This window comes from Chromobacterium violaceum ATCC 12472 (assembly GCF_000007705.1).
Lineage (GTDB): Bacteria > Pseudomonadota > Gammaproteobacteria > Burkholderiales > Chromobacteriaceae > Chromobacterium > Chromobacterium violaceum.
Genome location: NC_005085.1, coordinates 3679882 through 3699073 on the forward strand (window position 1 = coordinate 3679882; position 19192 = coordinate 3699073).

The window sequence follows — 19192 nt, forward strand, 5'->3', positions numbered from 1 at the left end:
CATGTCTTGGAAGCGGGTTCCGCTTTCGCGGAACGGCCGGCTTACTCGCTGCGCGCGGCCTTGGGCTTGCGGGGGGATCCGCGGCGCTGGCCGCCGGCCTTCTTGCCGCCGGTCACGGTCAGGTTGGACCACTTCATCACCGCGGCCACTTCGGCGGCGTTCAGCTCGTAGAACTGGCCGCGCTTCAGGCGCGGAGGCAGGCCGATGTTGCCGAAGCGCACACGCATCAGGCGGCTGACGGTCAGGCCGAAGTGCTCGAACATGCGGCGCACTTCGCGATTGCGGCCTTCCTTGATCACCACGTTGTACCACTGGTTGGCCGACTCTTCCTGGCCGCCGGTCTGGAAGATGCGGTCGAAGCGGGCCTCGCCGTCTTCCAGCTCCACGCCCTTGGTCATTTCCTTCATGATTTCCGGGGTCAGTTCGCCCAGCACGCGCACCGAGTACTCGCGCTCCACTTCGAAGCTGGGGTGCATCATGCGGTTGGCCAACTCGCCGCTGGTGGTGATCAAGAGCAGGCCGGAAGTGTTGACGTCCAGACGGCCGATGGCCACCCAACGGCTGGACTTGGCCTGGGGCAGGCGGTCGAACACGGTGACGCGGCCTTCCGGATCGTCGCGGGTGACGATCTCGCCCTCTTCCTTGTGGTACATGATCACGCGCGGCAGGCGGTCCGGCCACTTCAGCTTGATCTGGTCGCCCTTGACTAGCACCTTGTCCTGCGGCCCCACCTTGTCGCCCAGGCTGGCCTTCTTGCCGTTGACGGTGACCAGGCCGGCCTCGATCCACTCCTCCATCTCGCGGCGGGAGCCGACGCCGGACGAGGACAGCGCCTTCTGCAGGCGCACCGGCTCGATTTCGGCGTGATCGACGCGCACTTCCTTCAGCTTCTGCGCCTTGTTCTTGATGTCCTGGCTGGGGCTGCGCAGCCGCAGCTTCTTGGCCTTCTGCACCTGTTGCTTGGGTTTGGCGTCGCCGCGCGGCTTGGCTTCCGCCCTGGGCTGGCCCTCGGCCTTGCCTTCCGCCTGGTTGCGGCCCTTGCCGGCAGGGCGCGCGGCGTTCTTGTTGCCGAAACGCTGCTCATGGTCCAGCGCCACGTTGCCGTTGATGTCGCCGTTGCTGTCGCGCTGGTACTGCGGCTTGCGGTTGCCCGAATTCAGTTGCTGCTGCTCCTGCTCGCGGCGGCTCATCTTGAACAGCGGCACGCCGTCCTGCGACGGCATGATCGGGTTGCCGTAAGCGTCGCGCGCCTGGCGCGGGCCGCCGCGGCGCGCCTGCTGGCCTGGCTGCGCCTGCTGCTGCGGGAAGCGCGGCTGGATGCCGGCGGCGGAATTCTTGCCCTGGCGCTGCTGGCCCTGGCTGCGGCCGGCGTTCTGGCGCGGCTGCGAGGTCTCGCGCCCCTTGACCCGCGCTACCGGCTGGCGCGCGTGGCTACGTTGTCCTTTTGTAGACATATGTGCTTGCTCTTTCCATGCGAGCAACTGGCGGAAGCGTTATTCCGCGACTGGCTCTAAATTGTCCGCCTCATCGTCGAGGGGGATATCGTCTGCGCCCGCATCGGGGCTGTCGTCCTGTGTTTGGGGATCCGGCACCACCAGGCTGCCCAGCTCCGCCAGCGGCGGCAGGTCGTTCAGCGAGACGAAGCTCAGATCATCCAGAAATTTGCGCGTGGTGGCGTACAGGCCGGGGCGGCCCGGTACGTCCTTGTGACCGATGACTTCGATCCAGCCCCGCTCCAGCAGGGTCTGCATCACATTGGTGGACACCGATACGCCGCGTATCGCTTCGATGTCGCCACGGGTCACAGGTTGTTTGTAGGCGATGATCGCCAGGGTTTCCATCACCGCCCGCGAATAGCGGGGCGGCTTTTCCGGATTGAGCCGGTTCAGGTAAGGCGTGAATTCGGCCCGGGCGCGGAAGCGCCAGCCTGAAGCCAGCTTGACCAGCTCGATTCCCCTGCCGCGCCAGTCGCCCTGGATATCCTCCAGGATGTCGTTGATCAGCGCGGCCTTGACGTCCTCGGTGAACAGCCTTTTCAGCTGGGAAACCGACAGGGGTTCCTGCGCTGTCAGCAAGGCCGTCTCCAGCACAATCTTCAGATACTTTAAATCGGTAATGGTGGACATTAAACCGGGGTGCCGGAGAGTTCGGGGTCTAAGCGCGGGGAAGCCGTGGATTCTACACGACTTCCGCCGAGCGCGAAACTATTGCATCAGTCCCATCGAGGCGAGGCTGTAGCGCCTGAGGACGCGGCCATCCGGCTGCGGCATATCCTCCAGCCGCTGGCCGCCGCACGCCTCTATCGTGCGCACCGACGCGGGACTGTCCGCGTCGCAGACCAAGACCCAGTTGCCGCAGGCCGGCGCCGGGGCCATCGCCTGCACGTACTGCAGCAAAACCCTGCCGTAGCCGTGGCCGCGCCACTGCGGCAGCACCTCGAAACCGATGTGGCCGATCACGTCCTGGATCACCGCGGTCTCGCCCTCCCGCAAGCGGGCGGCGCCGGCGATCTCGCCGTCGTCGCTGAGCAGGAACCAGGTCTGGCACGGCACCCAGCCCTCCGGCAGCGCTTCGCCGTCGGCATGCTGCACCACTTTGAGCAGCCAGCCGTCGGCATCGTCGGGCAGGCCGCGGTAATACTCGAAGTCCTCGTCCCGGCATGCCCGAAAATAGCGGCGGTAGACAGACAGATGCTGCTCGCTGGCGGCTTCGATTTTCATTGGCGGCTCCCGGAGTCGATACTCACATCGTAAACAGCTGAGCGGCAAGGTCAAGCCTTTCGCGCATGCGCGCCCCGGCTGTGCGACAATCGCCCCCTGACCGCAGCGAGCAACACCATGAGCGACACCCCACAAGCGATACTGCTGATGGGCCCCACCGCCTCCGGCAAGACCGGGCTGGCGCTGGAGCTGGCCCGTCGTTTCCCCGTCGAAATCGTCAGCGTCGATTCGGCGCTGGTCTACCGCGACATGGATATCGGCACCGCCAAGCCCACGGCCGAGGAGATGGCCGCCTGTCCCCATCATCTGATAGACGTCATCAGCCCGCTGCAAAGCTACTCCGCCGCGCAGTTCCATGCCGACGCCAACCGGCTGATCGCCGACATCCAGGCGCGCGGCAAGCTGCCGCTGCTGGTGGGCGGCACCATGCTTTATTACAAGGCGCTGCTGGAAGGCCTGTCCGACCTGCCTCAGGCCGACGCCGCGCTACGCGCCGAGCTAGACGCCGACGCCGCGCTGCTGGGCTGGCCGGCAATGCACGCGCGCCTGGCCGAACTCGACCCGGCGACCGCCTCCCGCCTCAATCCCAACGACTCGCAGCGCATCCACCGCGCGCTGGAAGTGTGCCTGCTCAGCGGCAAGCCGATGTCCGAGCTGATCGCCCAGGGCAAGGAAGCCGCCGCAGGCTTCCGTTTCCTGCCGCTGGCGCTGGTGCCGCGCGAGCGCGGCTGGCTGCACGCGCGCATCGCCGAGCGCTTCCGCATCATGCTGGAGCAGGGCTTTCTGGACGAAGTCAGCCGATTGCGGGCGAAATATCCGGAACTGACGCTGAACCTGCCGTCGATGCGCTGCGTCGGCTACCGCCAGGCCTGGGAGCACCAGGACGGCCTGTACGGCCACGACGAATTCGTCGAGCGCGGCGTCGCCGCCACCCGCCAGCTGGCCAAGCGCCAGCTGACCTGGACCCGCAGCCTGGACGCGATCCCGGTCGACGCGCAGCGCGACGGCCTGGCCGGGCTGCTGGGCGACGCGGTGGACGATTTCCTCGCCGGCCGGCCGCCGGCCGAGTCGCTGCGCTACGCCGGCGATTTCTGAGAGACAAACGGCGGGCCGGCCCGCCGTTTCCGCATCGCCCCGCAAGCCGCTCAGGGGCTGACGCTCATCCGCAGCGTGTGCGTCCAGTTGTGGTCGCTGGCCGACACCACGCTGTTGTACGAAGCATAGGTCATTCCTTCCCCCGGCCACGGATTCATCATGTACAGGTAGTTGCCGCTGCCGCTCTGGTAGCCGCGGCCGACGATGAAGTGGCCGCCGCCGTTGGTCCAGCCGTAGCGGATCACGAAGGGGCGGTTGGCCTGGATGTCCTGCAGCACGTGGGTCCAGGACAGGTAGTCGTACACCGCGGTGTTGGGCACGCCCCAGTTCTTCAGGATGCCCTGCAGGCTGCCGTTGCTGCCGAACATGTCGTTGGGCTGGTTGGCATAGCTGTTCCAGTTGAAATTGCTATTGCCGCAGGCGTAATTGATGCCGAAGGCCCAGTTGACGATCGCGCACTGGGTGGGCGTCTTGTTGTACAGGCCCAGCACCGCCTTGCTGGAGCCGGCCCAGCACCACTGGCTGTGCTCCTGGGTGGTCAGCGGCACATTCAGCACCTTGCTGTCCGCCAGCGCGGCCGCCGCCGACGCCGACAGGGCCGAGGCCAGGATCATCGCGTTCAAGCGCTTGTTCATGTTCACGCCCTCCTCAACGGAAACTAGCCAGGCCGGCGCGCACCGCGGCGCGCAGCGGTTCGATCAGGTCCGCGCCGTCCAGCAGCGCCGGCTGCTGCTGCAGCGACAGCCTCTCCCGCGCCGACATCAGCGCGGCGAATCGCGGCTTGCCGCCCGCAGGCGCCACCTCCAGGAAATCGGTCTGCGCCTGATAAACGCGCAGGAAGCGAGTCTGGCCGTGGCCGGCTTGCGCGGCCTCGACATTGCGGGCCAGCTCGGCCGCGCCGAAGGAAATGGCTTGCCAGCGGCCATCCATCTTCTCCACGGTCACCAGCCCTACCGGCCTCGCCCCGGACAACACGACGAAGCGCCAGCTGCCGGTCGGCGTCATCAGTCGGCTGAGATCGGCCTCGGCGGCCAGCAGCCGCTGCGGATCGACGGTATAAACCGGAAACCCGCGTCCCAGCTGGAGCGAGGCCAGTTCGCGGCCATCCGCCAGCGCCAGCGGAAAACCATCCGGCAGGCGGGCGCCGTGCTCCGCCTGGTTCTGTTTGGCGAATTCGGCCAGGCCCTGGCGGGCGGCGCCGGCGATGCCCTGCTCCTGAATTGCGTATGAAACGGGGAGCGGCTGCGCCGACGCCGGGCGGGAGGCGATGACGGCCAGGCCGAGCCCGACCGCCAGAATGATCAAAGATTTCGACTGCATGGCTGGACTCTCCTTGCTGGGGATGCGGTTGCGGTTCACTGCGCCAAAAATACCAAACGCATACCAATAGTCTTAGCGGTCGAAAATCTGCGGTTCAAATTTGCAAACAAGGTCCAATTGATTGAATTTTCAATAAAAAATCAATGAATTACATTCACTTGTACGACGTTTTTAAAGTAAAAAATCAGACAAAAACTGTTCTGAAGATCAGGAGTCATCTTGTTCTTCATGCAAATGTCCGCCTATCGTGAAACATCTTGCCGGGAGACACCCCATGCGCATCGCCATTCCGCCGCTCCTGTACACCCTGCTGGCAGCGGCATCGATCCAGGCCGCCCCCGCTCCCGACCACCCGCGCGTGCCGCCCGACGAAGCGTTCCAAGCCTGCAACGGCAAGAAAGCCGGCGATGCCGTCACCTTCACCACCCCGCGCGGCGAGAAAATGAGCGGCAAATGCAGAATGATGCCGGCCCGGATGGCGGCCGTGCCCGACCATCCGCCCCCGCCGCCGGAAGGAAAGGCCCCGCCCCCGCCGCAATAGGCGCGGCACGAAAAAAAAACGGCGCGGCCTGCCCGGACCGCGCCGTCCTCATGCGCTCATTTGGCCAGCACGCCCTCCCACAGCCGGTTCAGTTGGGGGTCGGTGAACGGCTTGATGCTTTCGTAGATGTGGCTGACGCCCACCGTAGCCTTGGCGTTGGTGTCGGTCGCCTTGCCGGCGTTGTGGCAGGAGAAGCAGTTGTACAGCTTGTTGCCCAGGGTGACATAGGTTTCCATCGTCGAATTGGCCAGCGCGTTGCCGCCGACGTGATTGGGCTGGTTGTTGCCGCCGGCAGCCTGGAACGGGTTGTACGGATCATTGCCGCCATTGGTCCAGGTGGCGCCGATCAGCAGATAGTTGCGCCGGGTATCGCCTTGTTTCAGCAGGCTGCGGACGCTGTTGTTGATCGAAATCACCTCGCTGTTGGCCTGCGCCGCGCTCTGCGCCGGCTGTATCGGCAAAGCGGCGGACACCCCCCAGGGGAAGGTGCGCAGGGTGTCGCTGGGCGAAACGGTCTGTCCGCTGCTGGCCCTGACCGTGAGCGGACTGGCATCGGGATCGACATACATGTGCTGGACGTTGAACGGCCCGGTCGCGCCATTGGCCGAGAACAGCATGCCCTTGGGCACTTCCTGCGGCACCGCCACCGTCGCGCCCTGGGCGTTGATGTAGGAATAGGCGCCATTGGGCGAGTTGCTGTCATGCTCGAACGTGGCCCAGATCATTTCCGGGTGCCCGGCGGCGCTGCCGACCACATGCAGGCCCACCAGCGCCAGCAGCGCCTGGCGGCTGCCGGTCTGCACCCATTTCTGCGAATCGCGGGTATCGAACACCGGAATCTCGCCCACGGTGGTGATATAGCGATTGGTATCCAGGCCGTCCGCCTCCACCCAGGAGGCTTTCAATTCCAGCGCCAGCGCGTCGGCATCCGGCACCCGGTGATGGTGCTGCTTGGCCCAGGCCAGCACCTTGTCCAGCTCGGCCTGAGTGGTGGGGAAGCGCAGCCTGGGATTCTTGGTGCCGCTGGCCGAGGCAAAGAAGGCGTACACGTCGTTGACCAGGATGGTGTAGTAGACCATCTTGCCGCCCCGCCCCATCAGCGCGGCGCCGTCGGCCTGCTGGGGGCCGCTGCCGTCGGCCTGGGTGACCCCGCTATCCTTGTCCACCGCATCGGTCTTGTCGAAGCGCGGCTTGTTCACCCGGATGCTGAACAGCGATGCCGGCTTGCCGCCGCAGGTGTTCACGCCCAGCTCGCGATTGACCAGGCAGCGCGCCTTGCCGTCGTCGCTGTTCAGCACGCTGTAGAACGCCACCGAGTCCATCACCGTGCCGTTGCCGCCGAACAAGCGCATCGGCGAGGAGGTCAGCCACAGGAACATCCGCTGCGACCACTGGTAGAAATTGCAATTGATGGTCTTGTTGCTGGCCGGCGGATTGACGGTGTCGTGGTTGAACTTGACGCTGTTGGCCGGCGTGACCACGCCGTTGGGCGTCACCCGGTCGAACAGGAACCAGCTTTGGAATATGGCCGGGCTCACCGTACAGGTGGCCGCGGCGTCCGCCGGAACCAGGTTTTGCGCCTGGCTGGCGCCGCCGGCCAGGCAGGCCAGCAAGATCGCGGATGCCGCCGGCGCGCCGGCGATAGCTTTGCGGATGAACATTCTGCGTATCTCCCTGTAAGCATTAGGGCCAGCGGCAAAGCGGCTGGACATGGAAAAGGCGCTCATTCAAGCCTGCAGCCCTGAATGAAGCGCCTATATCCGTTCTAGCGAAGGGGAAATGACGTTTCAATTGATAAATAACTAGTTGAAATTACTTAGGAATACAGCCTGGACAGGCACGCCCGGCCTGCATGGCGAAAGACAAAGCCGACGAACAGGCGATACGCCCCGAGCCGCGCGCAACAAGGACATCCATGAAAAAGCCCAGCGTCCGCCACGCGGACGCTGGGCTTTCGTATCCCGGCGGAGGCTGGCGCCTCCTGTCCGGATGCGGATCAGCGCGCGGCCACCAGCTTGATCTCCACCTTCCACGCCGGATTGGCCAGCTTGGCTTCCACTGTGGCGCGGGCGGGCACGTTGCCGGCCGGCACCCAGGCGTCCCAGGCGGCGTTCATCGCGTCGTAATCGGCCAAGCTGGCCAGGAAGATGGTGACGTCGACGATCTTGGTCTTGTCCGAATCCAGTTCCGCCAGCAGGGCGTCGATCTGGGCGAGCACGTTCTCGGTCTGGCCGCGCGCGTCGGCGTCGGTGTTTTCCGGCACCTGGCCAGCCAGGAAGATCAGGCCGTTGCTGACCACGGCCTCGGCCAGGCGGGCGCCCTGCTTGTGACGGTAAATGCTCATATCGTTCTCCATATCGATGGGTAGGTGGGCATGACGGCCGATTCTAGCGGCAAAGCGCTCAGCTGTCCCGCCGCGCCTGCTCCAGGTCGGCGATCAGCGCCGCCTCGCCCTCGACGCCGACCGACAGGCGGATCAGGTTGTCGTGGATGCCGAGCGCGGCGCGGCGCTCGGCCGGAATCGACGCGTGGGTCATCGCCGCCGGCAGGCAGACCAGGCTTTCGACGCCGCCCAGGCTTTCGGCCAGCGCGAACAGCTTGAGCCTGGCCAGGAAGGCCTTGACGTCGCCCTTCAGATAGAACGACACGATGCCGCCGTAGCCCTGCATCTGGCGGCGCGCCAGCGCGTGCTGCGGATGGCTTTCCAAGCCTGGGTACAGCACCTTTTCCACCCAAGGCTGCGCCTCCAGCCAGCGCGCGATGGCCAGGCCGTTGCGGTTGTGCTGCTCGATGCGCAGCGCCAGCGTGCGCAAGCCGCGCAGCACCAGGAAGCTGGGGAAGGCGTCCAGGATGGCGCCCACCGCGTTATGCAGGAAGGCCAGCTGTTCGGCCAGTTCCGGCTGGTCGCGGCTGACCACAGCCACGCCGGCCACCACGTCGGAATGGCCGTTCAGGTATTTGGTGGCGGAGTGGACGACGATGTCGAAGCCGAAGTCCAGCGGCCGCTGGTTGACCGGCGAGGCGAAAGTGTTGTCGACCACGCCGATCAGCTTGTGGCGGCGGGCGATGGCCGACACCTGTTGCAGGTCCACCAGCTGGTTCAACGGATTGGACGGCGTTTCCACCCAGATCATCCGGGTGTTCGGGCGGATGGCGGCCTCCAGCGCGGCGCTGTCGTCGGAGGCGACATAGGTCACTTCCAGGTTGGCGCTGGCCTTGCGCACCTTCTCGAACAGACGATAGGTGCCGCCGTACAGGTCGTTGACCGCGATCAGGTGGCTGCCGGCCGGCAGCAGCTCCAGCACGGTGGAGATCGCCGCCAAGCCGGAGCCGAAAGCGTAGCCGCGGATGCCGCCTTCCAGTTCGGCCACCGCGCGCTCCAGCGCCTCGCGGGTCGGGTTCTGCGAGCGGGAATACTCGTAGCCGGTGTGCTCGCCCGGCGCGTGCTGGCGGTAGGTGGAGGTGGCGTAGATCGGCGGCATCACCGCGCCGAACGGGTCCTCGTGCGCGCCGGCGGTCACGGCCAGGGTGTGGAAATCGGTCATGTTTTCAATCCTCTCTCAAAATCATGCGCCCCGGCGCAATCGGCCAGGGCGGGAAATCGGCTTAAGCGGCGCGCGGCTGGCGGCGCCAGAACGACAGCAGGTCGGCCTGGGTGATCAGCCCCAGATAGCGGCCCTTGTCGACGATCAGCGCGATGTGGCCGTCGTTGAACACCTGCAGCAGATCCTGCAACGAGGCCTGCGGCGACAGCGTGCGCACATGGCTGCTCATCGCCGTGGCCACGGTCTGGCGGAAGTTTTCCGGCTCGCCGTGCACCGACAGCAGCAGGTCCCATTCGTCCAGCACGCCGACCACCTTGTCGTCGTCCAGCACCGGCATCTGCGACACGTCGTGCAGGCGCATCCGCTGGTAAGCCACATTGAGCGGCTCGTCCGGATGGCAAGACACCGTGCTGCCGTCCTGGTGGCGGCGGACGATCAGATCGGTCAGTCCGCCCACCTCGGGCAGGCGCAGCATGCCCTGGTCGACCAGCCAGTCGCGGTTGTACATCTTGGACAGGTACTTGTTGCCGCTGTCGCACACCAGCGTCACCACCCGCTTGGGCTCGGTTTGCTCGCGGCAGTAGCGCAACGCGGCGGCAAGCAACGCGCCGGACGACGAACCGGCCAGAATGCCCTCGCTGCGCAGCAGTTGCTGGGCGGTGTCGAAGCTTTCCTGATCGCTGACGCGGAAGGCGCGCTTCACCATCGACAGATCGGTCTGCGGCGGGATGAAGTCCTCGCCTATGCCCTCGATCAGCCAGCTGCCGGCCTGGCCGAAGCTGCCGGTTTCGACATAATCGGCCAACACAGACCCCACCGGATCGGCCAGCACGAAGGCGGTGGCCGGCGCCTTGGCGCGGAAGAAGCGGGTCAGGCCGGTCAGCGTGCCGCTGGAGCCGACGCCGACCACCACCGCGTCCACCTCGCCGTTCATCTGGCGCCAGATTTCCGGCCCGGTGGTGGTTTCATGCGCCAGCGGATTGGCCGGGTTGTTGAACTGGTCGATGTAGTAGGCGCCGGGCGTCTCGCTGGCGATGCGCGCCGCCAGGTCCTGGTAGTACTCCGGATGGCCCTTGCCGACGTCGGAGCGGGTCAGCACCACCTGGGCGCCCAGCGCCTGCAGATGCAAAATCTTCTCCCGGCTCATCTTGTCCGGCACCACCAGCGTCAGCGGGTAGCCCTTCTGCGCGGCCACCAGCGCGAGACCCAGCCCGGTATTGCCGGCGGTGGCCTCGATGATGGCCCCGCCCGGTTTCAACTTGCCGTCCCGCTCGGCCGCCTCGATCATGGTCAAGGCGATCCGATCCTTGATGGAGCCGCCCGGATTGTGGCTTTCCAGCTTCAGGTACAGCTCGCACGGCCCGGTATCCAGATGGCTGACGCGAACCAATGGCGTGTTGCCGATCAGCGATAAGACGCTATTGTCCTGCATTTCAATACTCCTGGCTATTTTAAAATTACTTTTAGTAATTTTTTGTTATATAAAAATTGCAGAATCTTCTACAAAGGAGAAGTAGTCCTACTGAATATAGTTAGCCTTCACACCACGGCGCTCGCCTGCATGAAGCTGTAGAAGAATACCAGTTCTGGATTGCTTCTCAGCAATCTCAATTCCCTTGTCATCGAATCAACCAGTTCGGCATCCACTCTGCCCGCCTCTATCAACTGGTCGGCCGCCGACAACAGGAGTTCGGCCCAGTAATCCAGCACTTGCTGGCGCCGATGCGGCTCGCGGCTGTCCAGATGCCAGGTCTTCACTTTGGTTTCCACGTGGCGGAACCCCAGCCGCATCAGGATGTTGCCCAGCTTCGCCCCGACAAAGGGATCGCCGCCGACCGACAACTGGTGGTCGTTGAAAGCCAGCCAGTACTGCTGCAGATTGGCCGAATACGGCGCCAGGAAGAAGGTGGCGTTCATCGCTTCGGTCGCGTACAGCCGCGCGCCTGGCTTCAGCACCCGCCGCACTTCGGCCAGCACGCGCTCCGGCGAATGGACGTGTTCCAGAATCCAGCACAGGAAGGCGCCGTCGAAGCTGGCAGGCGGGAAATCCAAATCCTCGGCGTCCATGTGCAGCAGCGTCGCCCTGTCGTGATAAGGGCTGCCCTGCAGCCGCTGGCGCGCCACTGCCAGCTGGCGCTGGCTGAAGTCCAGGCCGGTGATGCCCACGTCGGGAAAGCGGCGCAACAAAATCTCGGTCTGCGCGCCGACGCCGCAACCGACCTCGAGCAATTTTTGCACGCCGGAAAAATCGACGTCTCGGTACACCATCGCCTCGGAAAAGCGCGCCTGGCGCACCAGCCGCGCCTGTTCGGCGGCGGAAAAACCATGGATATAGGGCAGATCGGCTTGCGCGTCCGCCAATTGCAATGCACTCATCGATGACCTCGTTCGGACAGCAACAGGCCATCATTATATTTCTTTAAGCTATTTTGAAATCAAACTTTATTTTCTATTTGAATATAGAAAAAAACTCTAACGGCATGTGGGACGATAAAAAACCCCGCATCGCCGGATGCGGGGTTCGAAACGAAATGGCTTAGCGGCATCAAGCCAAGGCGGTCTGCCTCAGGTTCAGCGAGAAACGCTGCAAAGCGGCGATGCCGGATGCCTCGGCGCGCGCGCACCAGTCCTGCAGCTCATGCAGCAGTTGCTCGCGGGTCAGGTTGGAGCGCTCCCACAGGCGGGTCAGCTCCTGGCGCATGTTGTAGATGGTGGCGAGCACGTGGCTCTGCTCCAGGATGCGGGCCAGTTGGTCGCGCTCGCACTCGGGCAGGTCCTTGGCGTCCTGCTTCAGCCATACCTTCATCTTGCGCGGCAGATTAACCTGCGGCAGCTCGGGCAGGCTGAGCTTGGCCAGTTCGGCGCGGCACTCGGCCTTCAGTTCGCGGGCGTAGCGCGCGGCGATCGCGTAGCGGTTGGCGATGATGGCCTGAAGGTGTTCCAGGTCCAGCTGCGGGCGGGACGGATCGTGGGCCAGCTGCGGCGCCACCTTGCGCACCTTGGCCAGGCCGCAGATTTCCAGCATGCGGATGTACATCCAGCCGATGTCGAACTCGTACCATTTGTACGACAGCTTGGCCGAGGTGCCGAAGGTGTGGTGGTTGTTGTGCAGCTCCTCGCCGCCGACCAGGATGCCCCAGGGCACCAGGTTGGTGGAGGCGTCCTCGTTCTCGAAATTGCGGTAGCCCCAGTAATGGCCGAGGCCGTTGATCACGCCGGCCGCCCAGAACGGGATCCACACCATCTGCACCGCCCAGATCGACAGGCCGATGGGCCCGAACAGCGCCAGGTCGATGAGCAGCATCAGCACGATGCCCTTGGCGTTGTGCTTGCTGTAAACGTTGCGCTCCAGCCAGTCGTCCGGCGTGCCGTGGCCGAACTTGTCCATGATGGACTGGTCCTTGCAGGCGGCGCGATACAGCTCGGCCCCTTCCCACAGCACCTTCTTGATGCCGAGCACCTGCGGGCTATGCGGGTCTTCCTGCGTTTCGCAGCGCGCGTGGTGCTTGCGGTGGATGGCCGCCCACTGCTTGGTGACCATGCCGGTGGTCAGCCACAGCCAGAAGCGGAAGAAATGGCTGGGAATCGGGTGCAGGTCCAGCGCGCGGTGGGCCTGGTGGCGATGCAGGAAAATGGTGACCGAGGCAATGGTGATGTGGGTCAGGATCAGGGCGGCGATGATATTGCCCCACCAAGGCAGATCCAGCAGACCGTTGAGCCAGTTCAGGTTCATGTATTCGATGCGTCCAGTAACTAGAGACAAAGCTCTATTCTATAACAAGCCCTGCCGCGATGCAGAACCAAATTTGACCGCCCGGTTAGCCTGACAGCGCATCCGGCGGTGCATTGGTGTACCATAGGGCATCATTTCACCCTAGTTCAGAAAAATACTAGTGTTGCCAAAACGTCGACTGATCATTGCCGGCGCCGCCATCGGCGGCTTGTTCGTCCTGTACGCGGGATCCAGCTACTGGGCCGGCGTCAAGGCCGAGGAGACCTTGCAGGAGCAATACCGGATGCTCGCCCGCCTGCCGCTGTTCAAGGTCAAATCGCACAGCTATCAACGCGGCTGGTTCTCGTCCACCGAGACCACCGAACTGGTGTTCAACCGCCACTTGTCCGGCCCGTACGAGAACATGCTGCCGGACAATATGAAGCCGCTGCTGAACTCCACGATCAAGTTCACCAACAACGTCAAGCACGGCCCCCTGCCCGGCCTGGCCGACTTCGACTTCCATCCGGGCCGCGCGCTGGTGCGCACCGAGTTCGCGATGAGCGACGCCACCCGCAAGACGCTGAAGACCTTCTTCGGCGACAAGGAGCCGATCGCCATCACCAACCGCATCGGCTTCGGCGGCGGCGGCCTGCTGGAAGTGGCGGTGCCCGCCTTCGACTACGAGGAGGCGCTGTCCGGCGTCAAGATGAAGTGGAAGGGCTTCGATCTCAAGGTCGACTACGCCCACGGCTACCAGGAATACAAGACCGAGGCGCTGTCGCCGGGCTTCCTGCTGGAAGCCGCCAGCAAGGGCAACATCTCGTTCGAAGGCGTGCGCTACGTGTCCGACATGCGGCCGGGCAATACCGGCGTCAAGCTCGGCACCAGCGAGCTGACCATAGGCAATGTGCAGCTGAGCTCGCGCGAAAGCGTGCCTTACAGCATCAAGCTGAACGAGCTGATCTACCTGATGACCCGCGTCCGCGTCGGCGAATTCGTCAACCCGTCCGGCGAGTTCAAGCCGTCGTCGGTCGTGCTGAAGAACTTCAGCTACCAGATCGTCACCAGCGAGCAGGATGCGTTCGTCAACACCCGCGGCAAGGTCAACTTCGCGGAGCTGAGCTTCAACGCCAACCGCTACGGCCCGATGCGGTTGGACGTGTCGGCCAACCACCTGCACGGCCCCACCCTGGTCAAGCTGGACAAGGCGATCAGCGAGATTCCGTTCGAGGGCGTGGACCCGGCGGTGCTGCGCAAGCAGTACGTCGATACCGTCAAGAAGAACGCGATCCCGCTGCTGGAAAACAGCCCCAAGCTGCTGGTCAACGAGTTCTACCTGAAGATGCCGACCGGCGAGGCCAAGCTGCAAGGCAGCCTGGGCATCAACGGCTTCACTCCGGCCGACCTGAACGACATCACGCAGCTGGCCAAGCGCATCGAGGCCGACGCCAAGCTGAGCCTGCCGCGCCAGACGCTGGAAGACCTGGTGCTGACCCAGGCGCGCAACCTGTTCACCGTCGACCAGAGCGCCGAAGAGCAGCCGAACATGCAGGAAGTGGAAGACCTGGCCCGCAGCCTGCTGGACAGCCAGCTGTCGCAATGGAAGTCGGGCGGCTACCTGGTGGAGGACAACGGCCAGATTTCCACCGATCTCAAATACGACGCCAAGGGCCTGACCATACACCAGCAGAAAGTGCCGTTGCCGTGGGAGGAGAGCGGCGAGCCCGCCGACGCCTCCGCGCCCGCCGCCGAGCCGGCTGCGAAGAAGTAAGCGGGACGCAAAAAAGGGCTGTCGTTGCGACAGCCCTTTTTCTTTTGTCCCTCCCGATCAGGAGGCGTCTTCCATCTGGCTTTGCAGGTAGTTCTGCAGGCCGACCTTCTCGATCAGGCCCAGCTGGGTCTCCAGCCAGTCGACGTGCTCTTCCTCGCTCTCCAGGATGTCTTCCAGCAGGTCGCGGCTGACATAGTCCTTCGAGGTCTCACAGTAGGCGATCGCCTCGCGCAGCAGCGGCAGCGCGTCCATTTCCAGCTTCAGGTCGCACTCCAGCATTTCCTTCGGATTTTCGCCGATGTGCAGCTTGCCCAGGTCCTGCAGATTGGGCAGCCCTTCCAGGAACAGCACGCGCTCGATCAGCTTGTCCGCGTGCTTCATCTCGTCGATGGATTCTTCGTATTCGTGCTCATTGAGCTTCTTCAGCCCCCAGTTCTTGTACATGCGGGCATGCAGGAAGTACTGGTTGATCGCGGTGAGCTCGTTCTTGAGGATCTGGTTCAGGTACTTGATGACCTTCTTGTCGCCTTGCATGTCATATTCTCCTGAAAAATCGTTCAGGCATTATGGCACAGCAGGGAGATAGCTCAAGGCATAAATGGGAACGGCCAGCTCAAGGGCTGGCCTGTCGGGGCGGCTGCGCGCCCCTTTCGATGCCGGATCAGGCGGCGGTGCGGGCCACCGAGCAGGCGGCCAGCTCGCTCTGGGCGTCCTTGCGTATCTGGTTGGCCATGCAGGCGCACTTGCCGCAGTCCGACGCGACGCCGAGCTCCCGACGCAGGTCGCACATGCGGGTGGCGCCGCCATGAACCGCCTGGCGGATCTGGCTGTCGGTCACTGCATTGCACAAGCAGACATACATCGGAAGCCCCCTCTGGCTTACAATCAAGAATAGTTATCATCATCATAGAGACAGACAAGAATGATTGTCAATAACAAACCGCGGCAGTGGAAGCCGAATGCCACAGTCGCCGCCATCATCGAACGCGATGGCCGCTTCCTGATGGTCGAGGAGGAAACGCCGGCCGGACTGCGCCTCAACCAGCCCGCCGGTCACCTGGAGCGCGGCGAGACGCTGCTGCAGGCGGTCGCGCGCGAGGCGCTGGAAGAAAGCGGCTGGCTGTTCGCGCCGCGCGGACTCACCGGCATCTACCTGGCCGACGCCCAGGACGGCGACGTCACCTATATGCGCTTCGCCTTCCACGGCGACGCCACTCCCCCCGCCGCCCCGCCGCGACTGGACGCCGGCATCGTCGCCGTGCACTGGCTCTCCTTCGAAGACATCGCCGCCCAGCAAACACGGCTTCGCAGCCCCGTGGTATCGCAATGCCTGCAAGACTATCTCAATGGCATCGCGTATCCTCTGCAACTGATACGCGACCTGCGCTGACCCACCCGCCACAGGATGCCCGATGCGACTGCTGATGCCGCTGCTGCTTGCCCTGCTCCTTCCCGCCGCCCGCGCCGACGGCTTAAACATCTGTTATCATTACGGATGTTCCAGACACGCCCAGTTCGACATCTCCGACGAGGAGCATGACTGGCTAGCCGCGCGCCTGGCCCGCGCCGACTCCGCCTCAGCCGAGCGCGAAGCGGTCGCCGACGCGGTGCTGACGCTCTACCGCATCGCCGCGCGCGAGACGCCGATCTGGCAGGACAAGGGCGGCAATTACCGCGACGGGCCGGCCGAGGGCCGGATGGACTGCGTCGACCACAGCAGCAACGTCACCACCTTTCTCAACTACCTGCAGCGGCAGGGATGGTTGAAATTCCACCGCGCGGCGCCACCTGAATGGCGCGCGCCGTGGATACTGGATCTGCATTACACCGGCGTGCTGCATGACAACGCCGCCAAGCAGGACTGGGCGGTGGATACCTGGTTCAAGGATTTCGGGGAACCGCCCGTGGTGGTTCCCCTTTCAGTTTGGATGAAGGGATACGAGCCTCCGGCGGTATCCGAGCCTGTCAGACAGGCAAGCAAAAACAAGGAAGGAAACGCCCCGTGACGGGTAAGAAACGCATCGTCGTCGGCATGTCCGGCGGCGTGGATTCGTCGGTGACCGCCTGGCTGCTGAAGCAGCAGGGCCATGAGGTGATCGGCGTGTTCATGCAGAACTGGGAAGACGACAACGACGACGAGTACTGCTCGATCAAGCAGGATGCGCTGGACGCGATGAGCGTGGCCGACATCGTCGGCATCGACATGGAAATCGTCAACTTCGCCAAGGAATACAAGGACCGCGTGTTCTCGTACTTCCTGAAAGAATACTCGGCCGGCCGCACGCCGAACCCGGACGTGCTGTGCAACGCCGAAATCAAGTTCAAGGCCTTTCTCGACTACGCGATGGAACTGGGCGCCGACTGCATCGCCACCGGCCACTACGCGCGCAAGCTGGAACAGGACGGCACCCACTACCTGATGAAGGCGGTGGACCACACCAAGGACCAGAGCTACTTCCTGTACCGGCTGCAGCAGCATCAGCTGGCCAAGGCCATCTTCCCGCTCGGCGACATCAGGAAGACCGAGGTGCGCCGGCTGGCCGAAGAGGCCGGCCTGCCGACCGCGGCCAAGAAAGACTCCACCGGCATCTGCTTCATCGGCGAGCGGCCGTTCCGCGAATTCCTGCAGCGCTACCTGCCCACCTCGCCCGGCCAGATGGTGACGCCGGACGGCAAAGTCGTCGGCGAGCACATCGGCCTGATGTACTACACGCTGGGCCAGCGCAAGGGGCTGACCATAGGCGGCTCGCGCGACGGCAACGGCGAGCCGTGGTTCGTCGCCGGCAAGGACATTCCCGGCAACAAGCTGATCGTGGTCCAGGGCCATGACCATCCGCTGCTGCTGAAGCCGACGCTTTCGATGGCCGACCTGAGCTGGACGCTGCCGGACGCGCCCGCGCCCGGCGAATACAGCGCCAAGAACCGCTACCGGATGGCCGACGCCGCCTGTACGCTGTCGCCCATCGTCGACGGCCAGGCCAGCCTGACCTTCCAGGAAAAGCAGTGGGCGGTGACGCCGGGCCAATCGGCCGTGCTCTACCATGGCGACATCTGCCTGGGCGGCGGCATCATCCAGTAAGCGCCCGCAAAAAAGCCCCGCCGGATCCGGCGGGGCTTTTTTACGTCCATCGTTCAATGCGGCGGCAAGGGCTGCAGCCGCCTCAGCCACAGGCTGATGCCCAGCAGCACCAGCAACGCCAGCGCCACCGCCGAGGCCACGCCGTGCCAGCCGCCGCGTCCCCACATCAGGCCGGACATCGAGCCGAACACGCTGGAGCCCAGGTAATAGGCGGTCAGGTACAGCGCCGAGGCCAAGGCCCTGCCCTCCCTGGCCCGCAGGCCCACCCAGCTGCTGGCCACCGAATGCGCGGCGAAGAAGCCGAAAGTGAACAGCGCCACGCCCGGCACCAGCAGCCACAAGGTGTCGGCCAGCGTCAGCGCCAAACCGGCCAGCATCATCGCCACCATCATCCACAGCACGTTGCGCCGGCCCAGCCCGTCGGCCAGCCGCCCGACCCACGCGGACGACCAGATGCCCACCACGTACAGCGAGAACACCAGCGCCAGCGCGCTCTGGCTCAGATGGAACGGCGCGGCCAGCAGGCGAAAGCCCAGGTAGTTGTACAGGCTGACGAAACAGCCCATCAGCAGGAAGGCAGTGACGAACAGCCAGGGCAGCCCGCCATCGCGCAGCATGCCGCTCAATTCCCGCCCCATGCGGGAAAAATCGTGCCGGCGCGGCTGGAAATGGCGCGAGGCCGGCAGCCAGCGCCAGAACTGCCAGGCGCCGACGCAGCCGATCAAGGCCAGCGCCAGCACCGCGCCGCGCCAGCCGACATGGTCGGCCAGCAGCGAGGCCAGCAACCGGCCGCACATGCCGCCCAACGCGTTGCCCGCGATGTAGAGCCCCATCGAATGGCCCAGCGACCTGGCGTCCACCTCCTCGCTCAGATAGGCCATCGCCACCGCCGGCAAGCCGGCCATCACCAGGCCGAACACCGCGCGCAGCTGCAGGAAGGCGCCGAAGCCGGCGACGAAGGCGGACAGCAGCATCAAGACCGCGCCCAGCGCCAGCGCCAGGTTCATCAGCGCGCGGCGGCCGAAGCGGTCGGCCAGCAAGCTGGCCGGAATCAGCGCCAGCGCCAGCGCGCCGGTGGACATCGACACCACGCCGCTGGCCGCGGCCGGCGTCAGCGAAAAGTCATGGGCGAACAGCGGCATCAAGGGCTGGGTGCCGTACACCATGGCGAACGTGCAGAAACCGCCGACGAACATCGCGCGGGCGGTGGAACGGAAGGCCGGCGTGCCGGCGTGAAGCTTGCCGGCGGGCGAAACGGAATCGGTCTGGCGCTCTGACAGCGCTGCGGAGGGGGCGGGGGCGGACACGGCATCAATCTCTTCTTTAACGACACCGTCAGCTTAGGCTTGGGTAAAACCACAGTCCAATATATATTTCAACCATGATTAATACTTTTAAAGTATCAA

At 64.5% G+C, this 19192-nt stretch carries 20 protein-coding genes; 6 read left to right on the plus strand and 14 right to left on the minus strand.

The features are described 5' to 3' along the window. Positions 1–41 precede the first annotated feature (41 nt). The 3 genes from CV_RS16695 to CV_RS16705 form a co-directional block, all read right to left on the minus strand. On the minus strand, positions 42–1454 hold the full coding sequence (locus tag CV_RS16695; RefSeq protein ID WP_043596557.1) for a pseudouridine synthase: 1413 nt from the start codon (positions 1452–1454) through the stop codon (positions 42–44). A 39-nt stretch (positions 1455–1493) separates the two neighbouring features. Further along, positions 1494–2126, minus strand: coding sequence for an SMC-Scp complex subunit ScpB (gene scpB / locus CV_RS16700; RefSeq protein ID WP_011136934.1), 633 nt, complete (start codon positions 2124–2126; stop codon positions 1494–1496). A 78-nt stretch (positions 2127–2204) separates the two neighbouring features. Further along, entirely contained in the window at positions 2205–2720 is a 516-nt protein-coding gene (locus tag CV_RS16705) for a GNAT family N-acetyltransferase (protein ID WP_011136935.1), read from the minus strand. 117 nt (positions 2721–2837) lie between these two features. Here CV_RS16705 and miaA point away from each other — a divergent pair, with 117 nt between their 5' ends. Further along, positions 2838–3815, plus strand: a complete 978-nt coding sequence (miaA, locus tag CV_RS16710; protein WP_011136936.1) for a tRNA (adenosine(37)-N6)-dimethylallyltransferase MiaA — start codon at positions 2838–2840, stop codon at positions 3813–3815. A gap of 50 nt (positions 3816–3865) precedes the next feature. Here miaA and CV_RS16715 read toward each other — a convergent pair whose 3' ends face one another. Together CV_RS16715 and CV_RS16720 are read right to left on the minus strand one after the other, a co-directional pair. Then, positions 3866–4450, minus strand: a complete 585-nt coding sequence (locus CV_RS16715; RefSeq protein ID WP_011136937.1) for a C39 family peptidase — start codon at positions 4448–4450, stop codon at positions 3866–3868. A gap of 13 nt (positions 4451–4463) precedes the next feature. After that, positions 4464–5135, minus strand: coding sequence for a hypothetical protein (locus CV_RS16720; RefSeq protein ID WP_011136938.1), 672 nt, complete (start codon positions 5133–5135; stop codon positions 4464–4466). A 274-nt stretch (positions 5136–5409) separates the two neighbouring features. On the opposite strand from CV_RS16720, the gene CV_RS16725 reads away from it, so the two are divergent. Further along, positions 5410–5676 carry a hypothetical protein gene (locus CV_RS16725; protein ID WP_052278867.1) on the plus strand — a complete coding sequence of 89 codons (267 nt, stop codon included), beginning with the start codon at positions 5410–5412 and terminating at the stop codon, positions 5674–5676. A 56-nt stretch (positions 5677–5732) separates the two neighbouring features. Here CV_RS16725 and CV_RS16730 read toward each other — a convergent pair whose 3' ends face one another. The 6 genes from CV_RS16730 to CV_RS16755 form a co-directional block, all read right to left on the minus strand. Then, positions 5733–7337 carry a hypothetical protein gene (locus CV_RS16730; protein ID WP_043596560.1) on the minus strand — a complete coding sequence of 535 codons (1605 nt, stop codon included), beginning with the start codon at positions 7335–7337 and terminating at the stop codon, positions 5733–5735. Between the two features lie 335 nt (positions 7338–7672). Then, positions 7673–8020: a RidA family protein gene (locus CV_RS16735; protein WP_011136940.1), complete on the minus strand. Its 348-nt coding sequence runs from the start codon at positions 8018–8020 to the stop codon at positions 7673–7675. A 58-nt stretch (positions 8021–8078) separates the two neighbouring features. Then, positions 8079–9221 (minus strand): trans-sulfuration enzyme family protein, encoded by a 1143-nt coding sequence (locus tag CV_RS16740; RefSeq protein ID WP_011136941.1) that lies wholly within the window; start codon positions 9219–9221, stop codon positions 8079–8081. A 61-nt stretch (positions 9222–9282) separates the two neighbouring features. Continuing rightward, complete coding sequence (locus CV_RS16745; protein WP_011136942.1) at positions 9283–10653, minus strand: pyridoxal-phosphate dependent enzyme; 1371 nt, start codon at positions 10651–10653, stop codon at positions 9283–9285. Between the two features lie 107 nt (positions 10654–10760). Continuing rightward, positions 10761–11597 (minus strand): class I SAM-dependent methyltransferase, encoded by an 837-nt coding sequence (locus CV_RS16750; RefSeq protein ID WP_011136943.1) that lies wholly within the window; start codon positions 11595–11597, stop codon positions 10761–10763. A gap of 169 nt (positions 11598–11766) precedes the next feature. Beyond that, complete coding sequence (locus tag CV_RS16755) at positions 11767–12954, minus strand: DesA family fatty acid desaturase (protein ID WP_223938040.1); 1188 nt, start codon at positions 12952–12954, stop codon at positions 11767–11769. A 160-nt stretch (positions 12955–13114) separates the two neighbouring features. Here CV_RS16755 and CV_RS16760 point away from each other — a divergent pair, with 160 nt between their 5' ends. Continuing rightward, positions 13115–14707 carry a YdgA family protein gene (locus tag CV_RS16760; RefSeq protein ID WP_011136945.1) on the plus strand — a complete coding sequence of 531 codons (1593 nt, stop codon included), beginning with the start codon at positions 13115–13117 and terminating at the stop codon, positions 14705–14707. Between the two features lie 57 nt (positions 14708–14764). On the opposite strand, the gene bfr is transcribed toward CV_RS16760, so the two are convergent. Next, the gene (gene bfr, locus CV_RS16765; RefSeq protein ID WP_011136946.1) at positions 14765–15241 is read right to left on the minus strand and encodes a bacterioferritin; all 477 of its coding nucleotides are present in this window, start codon (positions 15239–15241) and stop codon (positions 14765–14767) included. 127 nt (positions 15242–15368) lie between these two features. Beyond that, positions 15369–15569, minus strand: coding sequence for a (2Fe-2S)-binding protein (locus CV_RS16770; RefSeq protein WP_043596565.1), 201 nt, complete (start codon positions 15567–15569; stop codon positions 15369–15371). Positions 15570–15629: 60 nt separating this feature from the next. Here CV_RS16770 and CV_RS16775 point away from each other — a divergent pair, with 60 nt between their 5' ends. The 3 genes from CV_RS16775 to mnmA are packed head-to-tail and all read left to right on the plus strand — an operon-like array spanning position 15630 to position 17786. Next, positions 15630–16097, plus strand: coding sequence for an NUDIX hydrolase (locus CV_RS16775; protein WP_011136948.1), 468 nt, complete (start codon positions 15630–15632; stop codon positions 16095–16097). A 22-nt stretch (positions 16098–16119) separates the two neighbouring features. Continuing rightward, positions 16120–16713 (plus strand): hypothetical protein, encoded by a 594-nt coding sequence (locus CV_RS16780; protein ID WP_225547410.1) that lies wholly within the window; start codon positions 16120–16122, stop codon positions 16711–16713. Next, entirely contained in the window at positions 16710–17786 is a 1077-nt protein-coding gene (gene mnmA, locus CV_RS16785; RefSeq protein WP_043596568.1) for a tRNA 2-thiouridine(34) synthase MnmA, read from the plus strand. Before CV_RS16780 ends, mnmA begins: the two co-directional genes overlap by 4 nt. Positions 17787–17839: 53 nt before the next feature. On the opposite strand, the gene CV_RS16790 is transcribed toward mnmA, so the two are convergent. After that, positions 17840–19093: an MFS transporter gene (locus tag CV_RS16790; protein WP_011136950.1), complete on the minus strand. Its 1254-nt coding sequence runs from the start codon at positions 19091–19093 to the stop codon at positions 17840–17842. Positions 19094–19192: the final 99 nt, after the last annotated feature.

Coding starts and splice junctions, on each gene's coding strand:
- CV_RS16695 (WP_043596557.1), bottom strand. CDS start 1,454: ATGTCTACAAAAGGACAACGTAGCCACGCGCGCCAGCCGGTAGCGCGG.
- scpB (WP_011136934.1), bottom strand. CDS start 2,126: ATGTCCACCATTACCGATTTAAAGTATCTGAAGATTGTGCTGGAGACG.
- CV_RS16705 (WP_011136935.1), bottom strand. CDS start 2,720: ATGAAAATCGAAGCCGCCAGCGAGCAGCATCTGTCTGTCTACCGCCGC.
- miaA (WP_011136936.1), top strand. CDS start 2,838: ATGAGCGACACCCCACAAGCGATACTGCTGATGGGCCCCACCGCCTCC.
- CV_RS16715 (WP_011136937.1), bottom strand. CDS start 4,450: ATGAACAAGCGCTTGAACGCGATGATCCTGGCCTCGGCCCTGTCGGCG.
- CV_RS16720 (WP_011136938.1), bottom strand. CDS start 5,135: ATGCAGTCGAAATCTTTGATCATTCTGGCGGTCGGGCTCGGCCTGGCC.
- CV_RS16725 (WP_052278867.1), top strand. CDS start 5,410: ATGCGCATCGCCATTCCGCCGCTCCTGTACACCCTGCTGGCAGCGGCA.
- CV_RS16730 (WP_043596560.1), bottom strand. CDS start 7,337: ATGTTCATCCGCAAAGCTATCGCCGGCGCGCCGGCGGCATCCGCGATC.
- CV_RS16735 (WP_011136940.1), bottom strand. CDS start 8,020: ATGAGCATTTACCGTCACAAGCAGGGCGCCCGCCTGGCCGAGGCCGTG.
- CV_RS16740 (WP_011136941.1), bottom strand. CDS start 9,221: ATGACCGATTTCCACACCCTGGCCGTGACCGCCGGCGCGCACGAGGAC.
- CV_RS16745 (WP_011136942.1), bottom strand. CDS start 10,653: ATGCAGGACAATAGCGTCTTATCGCTGATCGGCAACACGCCATTGGTT.
- CV_RS16750 (WP_011136943.1), bottom strand. CDS start 11,597: ATGAGTGCATTGCAATTGGCGGACGCGCAAGCCGATCTGCCCTATATC.
- CV_RS16755 (WP_223938040.1), bottom strand. CDS start 12,954: ATGAACCTGAACTGGCTCAACGGTCTGCTGGATCTGCCTTGGTGGGGC.
- bfr (WP_011136946.1), bottom strand. CDS start 15,241: ATGCAAGGCGACAAGAAGGTCATCAAGTACCTGAACCAGATCCTCAAG.
- CV_RS16770 (WP_043596565.1), bottom strand. CDS start 15,569: ATGTATGTCTGCTTGTGCAATGCAGTGACCGACAGCCAGATCCGCCAG.
- CV_RS16775 (WP_011136948.1), top strand. CDS start 15,630: ATGATTGTCAATAACAAACCGCGGCAGTGGAAGCCGAATGCCACAGTC.
- CV_RS16780 (WP_225547410.1), top strand. CDS start 16,120: ATGCGACTGCTGATGCCGCTGCTGCTTGCCCTGCTCCTTCCCGCCGCC.